This is a genomic window from Micromonospora sp. AMSO31t, from assembly GCF_008868175.1.
GTDB lineage: Bacteria > Actinomycetota > Actinomycetes > Mycobacteriales > Micromonosporaceae > Micromonospora.
Window position 1 is genome coordinate 1 of the sequence record NZ_WBKT01000030.1, and the last position, 13199, is coordinate 13199.

At 73.6% G+C, this 13199-nt stretch carries 14 protein-coding genes; 8 read left to right on the plus strand and 6 right to left on the minus strand.

Annotated elements, in window-relative coordinates:
* Window positions 1-2: 2 nt before the first annotated feature.
* Window positions 3-803, minus strand: coding sequence for a PP2C family serine/threonine-protein phosphatase (locus F8274_RS09875; protein ID WP_151461988.1), 801 nt, complete (start codon window positions 801-803; stop codon window positions 3-5).
* Between the two features lie 106 nt (window positions 804-909).
* Between F8274_RS09875 and F8274_RS09880 the strand changes: the two genes are divergently transcribed.
* The 6 genes from F8274_RS09880 (at window position 910) to F8274_RS09905 (ending at window position 6209) form a co-directional block, all read left to right on the plus strand.
* Window positions 910-1146 (plus strand): HTH domain-containing protein, encoded by a 237-nt coding sequence (locus F8274_RS09880; protein WP_089010418.1) that lies wholly within the window; start codon window positions 910-912, stop codon window positions 1144-1146.
* Complete coding sequence (locus F8274_RS32455; protein WP_151461989.1) at window positions 1146-1721, plus strand: Clp protease N-terminal domain-containing protein; 576 nt, start codon at window positions 1146-1148, stop codon at window positions 1719-1721. The genes F8274_RS09880 and F8274_RS32455 overlap by 1 nt, the downstream gene beginning before the upstream one ends.
* Window positions 1722-1824: 103 nt before the next feature.
* Window positions 1825-2832 (plus strand): diacylglycerol kinase family protein, encoded by a 1008-nt coding sequence (locus F8274_RS09890; RefSeq protein ID WP_151461990.1) that lies wholly within the window; start codon window positions 1825-1827, stop codon window positions 2830-2832.
* The gene (locus F8274_RS09895) at window positions 2825-3823 is read left to right on the plus strand and encodes a YihY/virulence factor BrkB family protein (protein ID WP_151461991.1); all 999 of its coding nucleotides are present in this window, start codon (window positions 2825-2827) and stop codon (window positions 3821-3823) included. Before F8274_RS09890 ends, F8274_RS09895 begins: the two co-directional genes overlap by 8 nt.
* 81 nt (window positions 3824-3904) lie before the next feature.
* Complete coding sequence (locus F8274_RS09900; protein WP_151461992.1) at window positions 3905-5395, plus strand: phosphatase PAP2 family protein; 1491 nt, start codon at window positions 3905-3907, stop codon at window positions 5393-5395.
* Between the two features lie 10 nt (window positions 5396-5405).
* Window positions 5406-6209 carry an endonuclease/exonuclease/phosphatase family protein gene (locus F8274_RS09905; RefSeq protein ID WP_151461993.1) on the plus strand — a complete coding sequence of 268 codons (804 nt, stop codon included), beginning with the start codon at window positions 5406-5408 and terminating at the stop codon, window positions 6207-6209.
* Between the two features lie 11 nt (window positions 6210-6220).
* On the opposite strand, the gene F8274_RS09910 is transcribed toward F8274_RS09905, so the two are convergent.
* The 3 genes from F8274_RS09910 to F8274_RS09920 all read right to left on the minus strand — a co-directional run bounded on the left by F8274_RS09910 (window position 6221) and on the right by F8274_RS09920 (window position 8828).
* Window positions 6221-6859, minus strand: coding sequence for a GAP family protein (locus F8274_RS09910; RefSeq protein WP_151461994.1), 639 nt, complete (start codon window positions 6857-6859; stop codon window positions 6221-6223).
* A 164-nt stretch (window positions 6860-7023) separates the two neighbouring features.
* Complete coding sequence (locus F8274_RS09915; protein WP_151461995.1) at window positions 7024-7869, minus strand: alpha/beta fold hydrolase; 846 nt, start codon at window positions 7867-7869, stop codon at window positions 7024-7026.
* On the minus strand, window positions 7866-8828 hold the full coding sequence (locus F8274_RS09920) for a TIGR03557 family F420-dependent LLM class oxidoreductase (protein ID WP_151461996.1): 963 nt from the start codon (window positions 8826-8828) through the stop codon (window positions 7866-7868). The genes F8274_RS09915 and F8274_RS09920 overlap by 4 nt, the downstream gene beginning before the upstream one ends.
* 379 nt (window positions 8829-9207) lie before the next feature.
* Here F8274_RS09920 and F8274_RS09925 point away from each other — a divergent pair, with 379 nt between their 5' ends.
* Window positions 9208-10587, plus strand: coding sequence for a cellulase family glycosylhydrolase (locus tag F8274_RS09925; RefSeq protein ID WP_151461997.1), 1380 nt, complete (start codon window positions 9208-9210; stop codon window positions 10585-10587).
* Window positions 10588-11109: 522 nt separating this feature from the next.
* The gene (locus tag F8274_RS09930) at window positions 11110-11409 is read left to right on the plus strand and encodes a MerR family transcriptional regulator (protein ID WP_151461998.1); all 300 of its coding nucleotides are present in this window, start codon (window positions 11110-11112) and stop codon (window positions 11407-11409) included.
* A 31-nt stretch (window positions 11410-11440) separates the two neighbouring features.
* On the opposite strand, the gene F8274_RS09935 is transcribed toward F8274_RS09930, so the two are convergent.
* Window positions 11441-12664 carry an RNA polymerase sigma factor gene (locus F8274_RS09935; protein WP_370518212.1) on the minus strand — a complete coding sequence of 408 codons (1224 nt, stop codon included), beginning with the start codon at window positions 12662-12664 and terminating at the stop codon, window positions 11441-11443.
* 66 nt (window positions 12665-12730) lie between these two features.
* A complete protein-coding gene (locus tag F8274_RS09940; protein WP_225853704.1) occupies window positions 12731-13123 on the minus strand; it encodes a YciI family protein in 393 nt (130 codons plus the stop codon).
* Window positions 13124-13199 lie beyond the last annotated feature (76 nt).

Below are 13199 nucleotides of genomic sequence, written 5' to 3' on the forward strand. Positions count from 1 at the left end.
GGTCAGCGGGGGCTGGGCAGGGCGGGGTGGACGCGGACGACCACGGCGGTGGCGTTGTCCTCGCCGCCCTCGGCCAGGCTGGCGGCGAGCACGGCCTGCGCGGTCCGCGCCGGGTCACGCCGCGCCGCCAGGAGGTCGCGCAGCCGGTGGTAGCCGAGCTGGTCGCTCACCCCGTCGGTGCAGAGCAGCCAGGTGTCCCCGCTGCGCAGCGGCACGGCGAGCAGGTCCGGCTCGGGCTTGTCCGGGTGGCCGACGTAGCGCAGCAGCTGGTAGCGGGCCCGGGCCGCCTCCGGCGAGTCGGGTGGCCACCACCCGTGCAGCAGGCCGAGCCAGGCCATGGTGTGGTCGACGGTCACCAGCTCCAGCAGGCCGTCGCGCAGCCGGTACGCCCGCGAGTCGCCGAGCTGGACCAGCCAGCCCTGCCCGCCGTCGGGCTCGGCGACCAGGGCGGTGAGCGTGCAGCCGGTCAGCCCGGCGAGTCCCGCCCCGGCCCGGCGTACCCGGAGCTGGGTCTCGGCCGTGGCGGCGCGCAGCCGGGCGGCGTCGAGGGCCGGCCAGCCGGCGCGGACCTGCGCCACGAAGGTGGTCATGGCGGTGCCGCCGGCGATCCGGCTGCCCTCGCCGTCGCCCATGCCGTCGGCGACCGCGGCCAGCGGCAGCTCCGGGTCGACGTGCAGGACGTCGAAGTTCTCCGCGTAGCGGTGCCCGACCACGCTGCCGCCGGCGATTTCCAGGGTGAGCCGGCCGACGGTCAGCCGGCGGGTGGCCTGGACCGGCTGGTCCAGCGGGCGGCGGCGGAACACCTGCGGACCGTAGCACCGGTCCGGGCCGTGGATCGGCAGGTCGCGGCGACGTGTCGGCCTGTCAACCGGGGTTGACAAACGCCGTCCGTCAACCTAAGTTGACAGCATGAGTCAGGCGACGGAACTCGCGGCGGCAGCCGGCAGCACCGACCCGAAGGTCGGGCTGCGGGCGGTGCTCGCCCTGCGCCGGCTGCTCGAACGGCTGGAGGTGGTCCAGGTGGACAACGCCCGACGGCAGGGCTGGTCCTGGCAGGAGATCGCCGACGCCCTCGAGGTCAGCCGGCAGGCGGTCCACAAGAAGCACGCCGGGCGACCGGCGGTCCGCGGAAGCTGGGAGGCGTGATGTTCGAACGATTCACCGACCGGGCCCGCGCGGTGGTGCACCACGCGGTCGACGAGGCGCGCACCGAGGGCCGGCGGCCGGTCGGCACCGAGCACCTGCTGCTCGGCGTGCTCGCCGACGGCGACAACCTGGCCGTCCGGGTGCTCTCGGCCGGCGGCATCCGGGCCGAGGACCTGCGCGCCGCCGTGGCCCGGCACACCGCGCACGGGGTCGACGGCCTCGGCGCGGCGGACGCGGCGGCGCTGCGCGAGATCGGCATCGACCTCGCCGCGATCGTCGCCCGGATCGAGGAGTCCTTCGGCCCGGACGCGCTGCGCGAGGCGGCCCCCGCCCCGCGCCGGTGGTGGGGTCGCCGCCCGGGCAACGGGCGGTTCTCGCCCCGGGCCAAGAAGGTGCTGGAGCTGTCCCTGCGGGAGGCGCTGCGGCTGCGCCACCACCACATCGGCACCGAGCACATCCTGCTCGGCCTGCTGCGCGAGGGCAACGGGTTGGCCGCGCTGGTGCTCACCGAGGCCGGTGCGGACCTCGACGACCTGCGCCGGCGGGTCGAGGCGGCCCTGCGCGCGGCGGCCTGACCGGGCCGGCCGGCCGCCGGCCGGGTTCAAACCTGATTGCGGTCCTCGCAACGTCCGCGGCCGTCGGGTCGCCCAGCCGCCCCGGTTGCTGCACACTTGCGCCGTGGACGGTGGAGACGAGAAGCGCCCGTTGACCGCGGACAACCCCGCACCACGCTCGGCTGTGGTGGTCAACCCGGTCAAGGTGACCGATCTCGACGAGTTCCGCCGGACGGTGGACGGCGCCCTCGCCGCCGCCGGCTGGCCCGAGCCCGCCTGGTACGAGACCACGGTCGAGGACCCGGGCCGGGGCCAGACCGAGGCGGCCGTCGAGGCCGGCGCCGAGGTGGTCTTCGCCTGTGGCGGGGACGGCACCGTGATGGCCTGCGTGACCGCCCTGGCCGGCACCGACGTCGCGCTCGCCGTGCTGCCCCAGGGCACCGGCAACCTGCTCGCCGCCAACCTCGGCCTCTCCGGCGATCTCGCCGCCGGGCTGGAGGTCGCCGTCGAGCGGGGCGTGCGCCGGCTCGACGTGGGCGCGGTCGGCGACCGGTGCTTCGCCGTGATGGCGGGAATGGGCTTCGACGCGCAGATGCTCGACTCCACCTCCGAGACGACCAAGAAGCGGATCGGCTGGCCGGCCTACGTGGTGGGGGCGGCCAAGCACCTGCGGGACCGCCCCATGCGGGTCTCCATCCGGATCGACGGCGGGCCGCCGCTGCGCCGGCGGGCCCGCTCGGTGCTGGTCGGCAACGTCGGCCGGCTCCAGGGCGGGGTACGCCTGCTCACCGACGCCGAGCCGGACGACGGCTGGCTCGACGTGGCGGTGCTGACCCCGCGGACGCTCGGCCACTGGCTCGCCCTCGGCTGGGCGGTGGTGCGGCGGAGGGGCAGCGTGCCCCGGATGGAGGTGTTCCGGGCGCGCAAGGTCGAGATCACCAGCAACCGGGCGCAGCCCCGGCAGCTCGACGGCGACCTCATCGAGCCGGGGCGGTCGCTGAAGGTCGAGATCCGGCCCGGGGCGCTCTGGCTCTGCGTGCCGCGGCCGGCCCAGCACCCGGACCTGTCGGTCGACGCCGACGCCGCCGCCGAGCGCGGCGAACGGCTCGTCGAGGGAACCCGGCATGAGTAGCACCAAGCTCGTCCCCGAGACCCGGTTGATGGCGAAGGAGGAGCTCTCCGCCGACGCCTGGCACACCCTGCGCCGCCACGGCGGCTGGTGCCTGCTCCGGGACGCCTTCATCCGGTTCCGCTACGGCGACGGCTTCAGCCACTCCCGGGCCTTCGCGTTGCAGCTCTGCCTGGCCGTGGTGCCGTTCCTCATCGCGCTCACCGGCCTCATCACCGACCTCGGCGTCGACGAAGGCGGCAAGGTCGTCGCCGACACCGTGCTCGCGATCACCCCGGGCCAGAGCGAGTCGATGGTGCAGGAACTGCTGGTCGACAGCGAGCGCACCGAGGATGCCGGTGAGCTGGCGCTGACCCTCGGCCTGCTGACCGGCCTGGTCGCGCTCACCACGACCATGGCGCAGATCGAGCGGGGCGCGAACCGGATCTACGGCGTCGAGCGGGACCGCCCGGCCCTGTTCAAGTACCTGCGCGCCGCGGTCCTCGCGCTGGTGGCCGGCGTGCCCGCGCTGGCCGGGTTCCTCATCCTCGTCGGCGGCCGGGCCATGGGCGACTCGGTGCGGCGGCACTACGAGTGGGGCGACGTCGCGCACGGGGCGTGGGACGTCATCCGCTGGCCGCTCAGCCTCGGCCTGACCGTGCTCGCCGTGGCGGTGCTGTTCCGGCACGCGCCCCGGCGCAACCAGCCCGGCCTGTCCTGGCTCTTCTTCGGCGCCGGCATCGCCACCGCGCTCTGGTGGCTGGCCAGCCTGCTGCTCGCCGCCTATGTGAAGTACAGCGGCGGGTTCGGGCAGACGTACGGCGCGCTGACCGGCATGATGGCCCTGCTGCTCTGGGCCAACCTGACCGGGATGGCGCTCTTCGGCGGGCTGGCCTTCGCCGCCCAGTTGGAGGCGATGCGGATCGGCGTGGAGGAGCCCGCCCAGCCCGACCTCTGGCAGCCGGAGGCCGAGCGCGAGGAGCTGCTCGACACCGGCGACATGACCGCCCTCTGACGCCACGCCGGCTTCCGGCGTGTACGTGGAGTCCGAATCGGGTACTGCGCGCCTCGCAGCAGACGGAGGGGGAGGTGCGGGGTGACCGCGGTCAAGGAGGCGACTCGCCGCCCGCTCGGCCATTTCGCCGAGCGGAGCCTGGCGGGGCTGCTCGTCGTGGCCGGCGCGGGTGTCGGGTTCGGCGTGCTGCTCATGCTCGTGCGGTTCCACTGGGGTCCGCTCTACCGCGCCGACCACGAGGCGGCCGAATGGTTCAACGGACTCGTGGCGCCGCACCACCCGCTGGTCACCGTGCTCCAGGCGGTCACCGACCTGGGCGGGCGGCCGGTGCTCATCTGGCTGGTCACCATCGCGGTGGTCGGCCTGCTGATCCGCCGCCAGTCCCGGCTGGCCGTCTACCTGATCATCACCGGGGTGGGCGGGCTGATCCTCGACCCGTCGCTCAAGGCGCTGGTCGGCCGGCTGCGCCCGGTGGTGGACGTGCCGGTGGCCAGCGCCCCCGGCAACAGCTTCCCGAGCGGGCACGCGCTCGGCTCGTTCGTCGCGTACGGGGCGCTGCTGCTGGTGTTCCTGCCGGCCGTGGCGCCCCGCTGGCGCAAGCCGGCCATCGCCGTCGCCGGCCTGCTGGTCGTCCTCATCGGGCTGACCCGGATCGCGCTGGGCGTGCACTTCGTCTCGGACGTGCTCGGCGGCTGGCTGCTCGGCGCGGCCTGGCTGGGCGTCACGGCGTACGCCTTCCGGCTGTGGCGGCGCGAGCGCGGCCGGCCGGTGCCGCCGCTGACCGAGGGTCTGGAGCCCGAGGCGGGGGAGGAGATCACGCCCGCCCCGGCGGAGGAGCACGTCCTGGAGCATCCCCGCTCGTCGGTGGCCGAACTGCTGGTCGGCTGGGTGCTCGTCTTCGGCGCCCTCTACGCCTTCGGCATGTACGTCAGCTACCACGCCAAGGGCACCGTGTTCGACACGCTGGACACCGAGGTGCCGCACTGGTTCGCCGACCGGCGCACCGACGCGCTCACCGACCTGAGCTGGTGGTGGAGCAAGTTCGGCGACACGCACGCCATCCTGCTGGTCTCGCTGGTGTTCTGCCCGATCGTGCTGGCGATCTGGAAGCGGTGGCGGCCGGTGCTGTTCGTGGTGCTGGCGTTGTTCGGCGAGCTGAGCCTCTTCCTGGCCACGGCCCGGGTGGTCGAGCGGCCGCGCCCGCCGGTGGAAAACCTGGACGGGCAGATGCCCACCTCGTCGTTCCCGTCCGGGCACATCGCGGCGACCATCTGCCTGTGGGCCGCCATGGCGATCATCGTGCTGCCCCGCACCGACCGCTGGTGGCGCTGGCTCTTCGTGGCCATGGCCGTGATCATGCCGGTCGGGGTGGCCACCTCCCGGATGTACCGGGGCATGCACCACCCGACCGACTTCATGGGCGCGATCCTGCTCGGCGCGCTCTGGCTCTCGCTGCTCTGGTGGGTGGTGCGCCCCAACGCCGACGTGCGCGCGGGCAACCGGCCGGCCATCGAGTCGGAACAGGTGCACGAACTCGACGACGAGCTGGCCAAGGCCGGCCGGGAGGACTGATCGGGCGCCGATGCTGCGGGCGATGACCTGGAACATCCGGACCGGCGGGCGGGACCGCGACGGCACCGACCGCCGGGACCGGATCGTCGCCGTGGTCACCGACCAGCGCCCCGACCTGCTGGCCCTGCAGGAGCTGCGCGGCCTGGACTCCGACGGCCGGCTGGCCGAGCTGGCGGAGCGGATGGGCATGGTGCCGCATGTCGCCCGGTCCTGCTTCGGGCAGGCGGTGGCCGTGCTGGTCCGCCCGCCGCTGCGGGTGCTCCGCGCGGGCCGGGTACGCCGCCCGTTCCACCACGCCGCCGCCCGGATCGAGGTGGCCACGGCGGACGGCCCGCTGACCGTGTTCAGCGCCCACCTGAGCCCGTACTCGGGCGGGCGGCGGCGGATGGAGGCCGACTGGCTGGCGGTGGCGGTGCGGCGCACCGGGGGAGAGCTGGCCCTGCTCGCCGGTGACCTGAACACCCTGGAGCCGGCCGTCGACCACACCGCCCGGCTCGCCGGCCTCAACGCCCTGCACCGGCGGCGCCACCTGCGCCGCGACGGCCGTACCGTCGACACCCGCGCGGTGGCGCGGCTGCTCGACGCGGGGCTGGTCGACCTGTGGCCGCGCACCGGCGGCGGCGAGCCGGCCGGGCTGACCGTGCCGACCCGGTACGGCGGGGCGGAGTTCGCCGGGATGCGGCTGGACTACCTGCTCGCCACCCCTGCGCTGACCGCGACGGCGCGCGCCGTCCGGGTGGTGCGCGGCGGCGACGCGGACCGCGCCTCCGACCACTACCCGGTCGTCGCCGACCTGGCGCTGGCGCCCGGCTGACCGGAACGGCCCTAGCTCGCCAGGTCCGCGGCGACGATCGCGACGAAGATGAGCGTGACCAGCTCGCTGACCACCCAGGAGTGCGCGTTGGCCCAGTCGCGCACCCGGGGCAGCGCGGCGGTGGCCCGGTCGCCGAGCAGCAGCAGCGCCAGCAGGGGCAGGGCCAGCAGCAGGACGGTGAGCAGCAGGAACGGCAGCAGGTGCCACCAGGGCCGGTCGTGCCCGGCCAGGCTGCCCGCCACCGACGCCATGATGGCCTCGTCGGTGGGCATGGCGAGGAAGAGCAGCACACCGAGTGTGAACGCGAACGCGGGCCGGGGATCCTCCAGCCGGGCCATCCAGGACGGCGGCCGGCTGCGCCGGCGGCGCAGGAAGGTGGCCACCATGAACGCGACCAGCAGTGCCAGCACGATCCAGTCGATGAGGTGCCGGCTCCCGCTGTCCCGTGGTCCGTCGCCCACGCCGCGCCGGAGCGCCCGGAACACGCCGTACCAGACGGTCAGCGGCACCAGGACGCCCAGCGCGGCGCCGAGCAGGAAGGCGGTCGAGCTGCGCCGTGGGCTACGGCTGGCCGCCAGGAAGACCGCGCTGATCAGCTGCGGCCCGGCGATCATCACGATCGCCAGCGGCAGCACGCTCAGCAGGTCCACGCCCTCATTCTCGGGAGGGCCGTCGGGGCGCGGGGCCGGTTCAGATGAGCAGGTTCAGCAGCACGGTCAGCACGACCGAGGCGACGATCGAGAAGAGGATCATCAGCAGGCAGCCGAGACCGCCGCCGAGAGGCCGGATCTCCGTGTTTCCGATGCGCATGGACTCACCTTCGCAGGACGGGGGCCAGCAGGTCGCGGATCGCGTCGGCGACCTGGCCGGGAGCGGTGGTGACGACGTTGTGCGCGGCCCCCGGCACGGCGGCGGTCCGGCCGCCCGGCACCAGGCGGGCCGCCTCCACACGCCAGCCGGCCGGGACGACCGGGTCCCGGGTGCCGGTCAGCACCAGCGTCGGCGCGGTGACCCGGACCAGGTCCGCCTCGATCGGGTTGCGCACCGAGTGGGACAGGGTGGCGAACACCCGCCACGGGCGGGCGTCGAGGACGTCGCGCAGCAGGATCGGCGCCTGCCACTTCGCCTCCCACAGGGTGTCCAGCAGCCACCGCCCGACCTGACCGCGTCGGGAACGGGCGGCCGGGTCGCTGGTCGGCCCGGCCAGCACCAGCGCGCTCACCAGGTCGGGGCGGCGGGCGGCGAGCGCCGCGACCACCTCCGCGCCGAACGAGTGTCCGAGCAGGCAGACCGGCCCCAGCCGGTACGCGGTCAGCCAGTCCGCCAGGAACGCGGCGTGCCGGGGCACGTCGTACGCCGTGCCGGGACGCTCGGTCAGCCCGAAGCCGGGCAGGTCCGGCACGTACACGGGATGGGTGGCCGACAGGGCCACCGCCAGCGGGGTGAGGTAGCGGTGCGAGACGGCCAGGCCGTGCACCAGCACGACGGGCGGCCCGTCGCCGCCCGGGTCCGCCGACCGGCGGGTGTGCGTACGCAGGCCGTCGACCAGCCGGAACTCGCTGGTCAGGCCCGCGGCCGGCCGGGGCGCGGCCAGGGCCAGCCGCAACTCCGCCGGCCCGAAGCGTCCCGGTGGCGAGAGCCGGACCTCCCGGCCGGTCACAGCTCGCGGAGCCGGGGCAGCAGCTCCTCCTGCGCCCAGTCCAGGAACATCGGCTGGCTGTCCCCGCCGACCTGGACCAGCGCCACGTGGGTGAACCCCGCGTCGACGAACTTCTTGAACGCCTCGACGTGCCGGTCCACGTCCGGCCCGCAGGAGATGCCCTCGGCCACGTCCTCCTCGCGGACGAACTGGGTGGCCGCCGCGAAGGCGTCCGGCCCGGGCAGGTCGGCGTTGACCTTCCAGCCCATGCCGAACCAGCGGAACTGGTCGTGCACGATCTTGCGGCACTCGGCCTCGTCCGGCCCGTAGCAGATGGCCACCTGCCCGTAGCGGGGGCGGCCCGCGCCGCCGGCCTCCTCGTACATCTCGACCAGGTGCGGCAGCGGGTCGGTGGCGATCATGGCGTCGGCGTAGTCGGCGGCGAGGGTGGCGGACTGCCGGCCCGAGGCGGCCACGGCCATCGGCACCGGGCGTTCCGGCCGGTCCCAGACGTAGGCGTCGGGCACGTCGAAGTGGTTGCCGGAGAAGGTCAGCGTCTCGCCGTTGAGCAGCGGGCGGATGATCTGGAGCGCCTCCTCGAACATCTCGTGCCGCTGCTGCACGTGCGGCCAGCCGCCCACCACGTGCTCGTTGAGGTTCTCCCCGGCGCCGAGGCCGAGGGTGAACCGCCCGTCCGACAGGACCCCGATGGTGCTGGCCTTCTGCGCCACGACCGCCGGGTGGTAGCGCCGGATCGGGCAGGTCACGAAGGACAGCAGCTCGGCCCGGCTGGTGGCGTGGGCGACCGCGCCGAGCACCGACCAGGCGTACGGGGAGTGACCCTGCGAGTCGAGCCAGGGGTAGTAGTGGTCGGACATGACGAGGTGGTCGAAGCCGGCGGCCTCGGCGCGGACGGCGTGGTCGACCAGCTGCTTGGGTCCGGCCTGTTCGCACATGAGGGTGTAGCCGACCTTGACCATGACACCTCTCCTTCCGGGGCGGATCGTCACCGGATACCCCGCGCAGCGACGGTCAACCCTGGTGTCCGCTTCGGCGGCCGGCCGTCTTGACGCCGGTGAGGGAGATGCCGACAGTCCGGCTTAACCGGTTCAGACTCCGGTGGCGCACCATCCTGTGGTGGGGATGACCGCCCCTGCGGCGGCCCGTGGCGACATGGGCCGCCGCAGGCTTCCGGGCCGTACGGCCGATCTGCTTAACCGGTTGCCTTCCCCGTTCCATCGCCCTACGCTGATGCGTGCGTCCGCCGGAGTCGGGCGGCGGCTGCCGGGCTCAGCCGCCACGCCCTCGTCATCGCCGCACCCCCACCTGGGCACGGGGGAGACCTCCCTGAGGACAGCCATGAAGAAGTTGCTCTCCGTCGCGGGCGTCGCCCTGCTGACGGTCCTCGCCGCCGTCTTCGCCTTCGGGCAGCCGGCCCACGCCGCCGCCGGCTTCTCCGTCGCGAACGGCCGGCTCTACGACGCCAACGGCACCGAGTTCGTCATGCGCGGGGTCAACCACGCGCACACCTGGTACCCGCAGCAGACCTCGTCGTTCGCCAACATCAAGGCGCTCGGCGCGAACACCGTGCGGGTCGTGCTGGCCAGCGGCGATCGCTGGCCGAAGAACAGCGCCGCCGACGTCACCAACGTCATCTCGCTCTGCAAGGCGAACCGGCTCATCTGCGTCCTGGAGGTGCACGACACCACCGGGTACGGCGAGCAGAGCGGTGCGATCACCCTGGACCGGGCGGTCGACTACTGGCTCGGCATCGCCGGCGCCCTCCAGGGCCAGGAGAAGTACGTCATCGTCAACATCGGCAACGAGCCCTACGGCAACCAGGGCTACGCCACCTGGGCCACCGACACGGCCAACGCCGTGAAGCGGCTGCGCGCCGGCGGCCTGACCCACACGATCATGGTGGACGCCCCGAACTGGGGCCAGGACTGGTCGTTCACCATGCGCGACAACGCCGCCCCGGTCTTCGCCGCCGACCCGCAGAAGAACACCGTCTTCTCGATCCACATGTACGGCGTCTTCGACACCGCCGCCGAGATCACCGACTACCTGGGCCGCTTCCGCACCGCCGGCCTGCCGATCGTGGTCGGCGAGTTCGGCTTCAACCACTCCGACGGCAACCCCGACGAGGACACCATCCTCGCCTACAGCCAGGCCAACGGGGTCGGCTACCTCGGCTGGTCGTGGAGCGGCAACGGCGGCGGCGTCGAATACCTCGACATGGTCACCAACTTCGATCCGAGCCAGCTCTCCACCTGGGGCCAGCGGATCTTCAACGGCGCCAACGGCATCAGGGCCACCGCCCGGGAGGCCTCGGTCTACGCCGGCACCTCGCCGAGCCCGACCACCAGCCCGACGACGAGCCCGACGACCAGCCCGAGCCCGACGACCAGCCCGACCGGTGGCCCCACCCCACCGCCGGCCGGCTGCACCGCCGTCTACACGATCGTGAACTCCTGGCAGGGCGGCTTCCAGGGTGAGGTCAGGGTGACGGCGGGCGCGGCCGCGATCACCGGCTGGACGACGAAGTGGACGTTCGCCAACGGCCAGACCGTCAGCCAGTCCTGGAACGCGGCGGTCAGCGGCAGCGGCGCGGCGTACACGGCGCGCAACGTGGACTGGAACGGCCGGCTCGGCGCCGGGGCCAGCACCTCGTTCGGCTTCATCGGCGGCTGGAACGGCAGCAACACGATCCCCGCGGTGACCTGCGCCGCGAGCTGAACATCCACCGGTGGCCGGGTCCGCGCGGGCCCGGCCACCACCCTGTCCGGATACGCCCCGGCGACGGTCAGAAAATCTAGGCCCGATCCGCTAGACATTCTCGCCGCGCCTGGCTAATGTTCCTGGGGTTGGGAGAAGAGATCGGCGAAGACGCAGACGAAGCAGCAGGACCCTGACGTCATTCCAGGTCAGGGCAAGCGGGTGGGCCGATGCTGGTTCAGGGCTCGCCTGCCGCACGACAGGCACCACAGAAATGGGAAGCAGAGGAAAGGGAGGGCACGAACACCGTTGGATCGCCCGTCTCCAGGACCCAGTTCAGCTCTGGAGCCGGACACCGCAGTTTCCATCGAACGAGAGGTGGTCTCCGGTCACGCTTATGCGATCCTCGCACTCCAGACCGCCGACGGCGGCAGGTGCGGATACGACAACCCGACGAATCTGTCGGTAGATGGTGCTTTCGACCCGTAACCCCGGGCCCCGGTGCTTCCCGCGCCGGGGCCCTCGTCATGGAGAGACATATATATGGCCCAACCCGATGACATGTTCGGTGACGACGACTACCCCGCCTACACGATGGGCCGCGCCGCGGAGATCACCGGCGCCTCGCCGGACTTTCTGCGTCGCCTCGACGAGGCGAAGCTGATCACCCCGTCCCGCTCGGCCGGCGGCCATCGCCGATACTCCCGTTACCAGCTCCGCCTCGCCGCGCGGGCCCGGGAGATGGTCGACCAGGGCACCGCCCTGGAAGCCGCCTGCCGAATCATCATTCTCGAAGACCAGCTCGAAGAAGCCCTCCGGCACAACCAGAACCACCAGCGCTGACGGCAGGCGAACGCGGCCTGATCGCATCGCCTCACGGATCTGGCTGGCGACCCCGGCGGGGTGGTGTGTCCGGGTTCGCGAGACGGGCCGCCCGCATGAGCAGGTACTCGTGCTCCGGCCGGCTGGTGGTCCGCCCGGCGGCGGCCCGGTAGTGCGCCACCGCCGCGTCCCGGTCGCCGGCCATCTCGTGCAGGTGGGCCCGGGCCGCGTCGAGCCGGTGGTGGTCGGCCAACCGGGGATCGGCGGCCAGTGTCTCCAGGGCGGCCAACCCGGCGGCCGGGCCGTGCACCATGGCCGTCGCCACGGCCCGGTTGAGCGACACCACCGGGCTCTCCGCGAGCCGCTCCAGCACCTCGTAGAGGGCGAGGATCTGCGGCCAGTCGGTGCGCTCGGCGGCCGGCGCCTCGTCGTGCAGGGCGGCGATGGCGGCCTGGACCTGGTAGGGACCGACCGGCCCCCGCGCCATGGCGCGGGTGACCAGCGCGGTCCCCTCGGCGATCGCGGCGGCGTCCCACCGCGAGCGGTCCTGCTCGGCCAGGGAGATCAGCTCGCCGGACGGGCCGGTGCGGGCGGCGGCCCGCGCCTCGGTGAGCAGCATGAGGGCGAGCAGCCCGGCGACCTCGCTGTCGTCGGGCAGCAGCGCGTGCATGGCCCGGGTCAACCGGATGGCCTCCTCGGAGAGGTCGACGCGGCGCAGGTCGTCCCCGAGGCTCGCGGTGTGCCCCTCGGTGAAGACCAGGTAGAGCACGTGCAGCACGGCGGCGAGCCGGGCCTGCCGTTCCTCCTCCGCCGGCATCCGGAACGGCAGGCCGGAGGACTGGATGCGCTGCTTGGCCCGGCTGATCCGCTGCGCCATGGTGGCCTCGGGCACGAGGAAGGCGCGGGCGATCTCGGCGGTGCTGAGCCCCCCGACCGCGCGCAGGGTCAGCGCGATCGCCGACGCCGTGGAGAGCGTCGGGTGGCAGCAGAGGAAGAGCAGCACCAGGGTGTCGTCCCGGTCCGCGGTCAGCGGCTCGTCGGCGGCCGGCGCGGTCCGCCGGTCGTCACCGCCGCGCCGGGCGGCCCGGTCCTCCCGGTCCCGGCGGGCCGCCTCGCCCCGGACCAGCTCGATCATCCGGCGGTACGCGACCTGCACGAGCCAGCCGCGCGGATGGTCCGGCAGCCCCTCGGCCGGCCACTGGGTGGCCGCGGCCAGCAGCGCCTCCTGCACGGCGTCCTCGGCCGTGGCGAAGTCGCCGAACCGGCGGGCGAGCACGCCGAGGACCTGCGGCGCCAGCTCGCGCAGCAGGTCCTCGACGGTGCGGTCCGGGACGCCCAGGGGTCACAGCTCCTGCGGCGGCGCCGACATGACGGGGTGCACCTCGATCGGCATGTTCAGGGGACGCCCGCCCGGCCCGGGCGCGGTCGAGATGTGCGCGGCGATCTCCACGGCCCGCTGCGGCGTCTCGCAGTCCACGATCCACCAGCCGGCCAGGAACTCCTTGGTCTCGGCGAACGGCCCCTCGGTGACCACCGGCGCGCCGTTCTCGCCGGCCCGGACGATCCGCGCCTGCTGCGGCCCGCCCAGGCCCTCGCCCTGCACGAACTCCCCGTCGGCGACGAGCTTCGCGTTGACCTCCCCCATGAACCCGATGTGCGCCCGGATCTCCTCCGGCGTCCACGTGTCGATCGAGGGGAAGTCGGTGCCGGCGGCGCTGAACTGCATCAGCAGCATGTACTTCACGGTTGGCTCCTCACGCCCGAGCACCGATTGTCGGTGCTTCCACCCTCCGGTAGAAGCTGCCACCCCG

Bases quoted from the DNA above. Each gene is read 5' to 3' on its own strand.
- F8274_RS09895 (WP_151461991.1), top strand. From the start codon at position 2,825: ATGAGTAGCACCAAGCTCGTCCCCGAGACCCGGTTGATGGCGAAGGAG.
- F8274_RS09940 (WP_225853704.1), bottom strand. From the start codon at position 13,123: ATGCTGCTGATGCAGTTCAGCGCCGCCGGCACCGACTTCCCCTCGATC.
- F8274_RS09880 (WP_089010418.1), top strand. From the start codon at position 910: ATGAGTCAGGCGACGGAACTCGCGGCGGCAGCCGGCAGCACCGACCCG.
- F8274_RS09905 (WP_151461993.1), top strand. From the start codon at position 5,406: ATGCTGCGGGCGATGACCTGGAACATCCGGACCGGCGGGCGGGACCGC.
- F8274_RS09925 (WP_151461997.1), top strand. From the start codon at position 9,208: ATGAAGAAGTTGCTCTCCGTCGCGGGCGTCGCCCTGCTGACGGTCCTC.
- F8274_RS09930 (WP_151461998.1), top strand. From the start codon at position 11,110: ATGGCCCAACCCGATGACATGTTCGGTGACGACGACTACCCCGCCTAC.
- F8274_RS32455 (WP_151461989.1), top strand. From the start codon at position 1,146: ATGTTCGAACGATTCACCGACCGGGCCCGCGCGGTGGTGCACCACGCG.
- F8274_RS09920 (WP_151461996.1), bottom strand. From the start codon at position 8,828: ATGGTCAAGGTCGGCTACACCCTCATGTGCGAACAGGCCGGACCCAAG.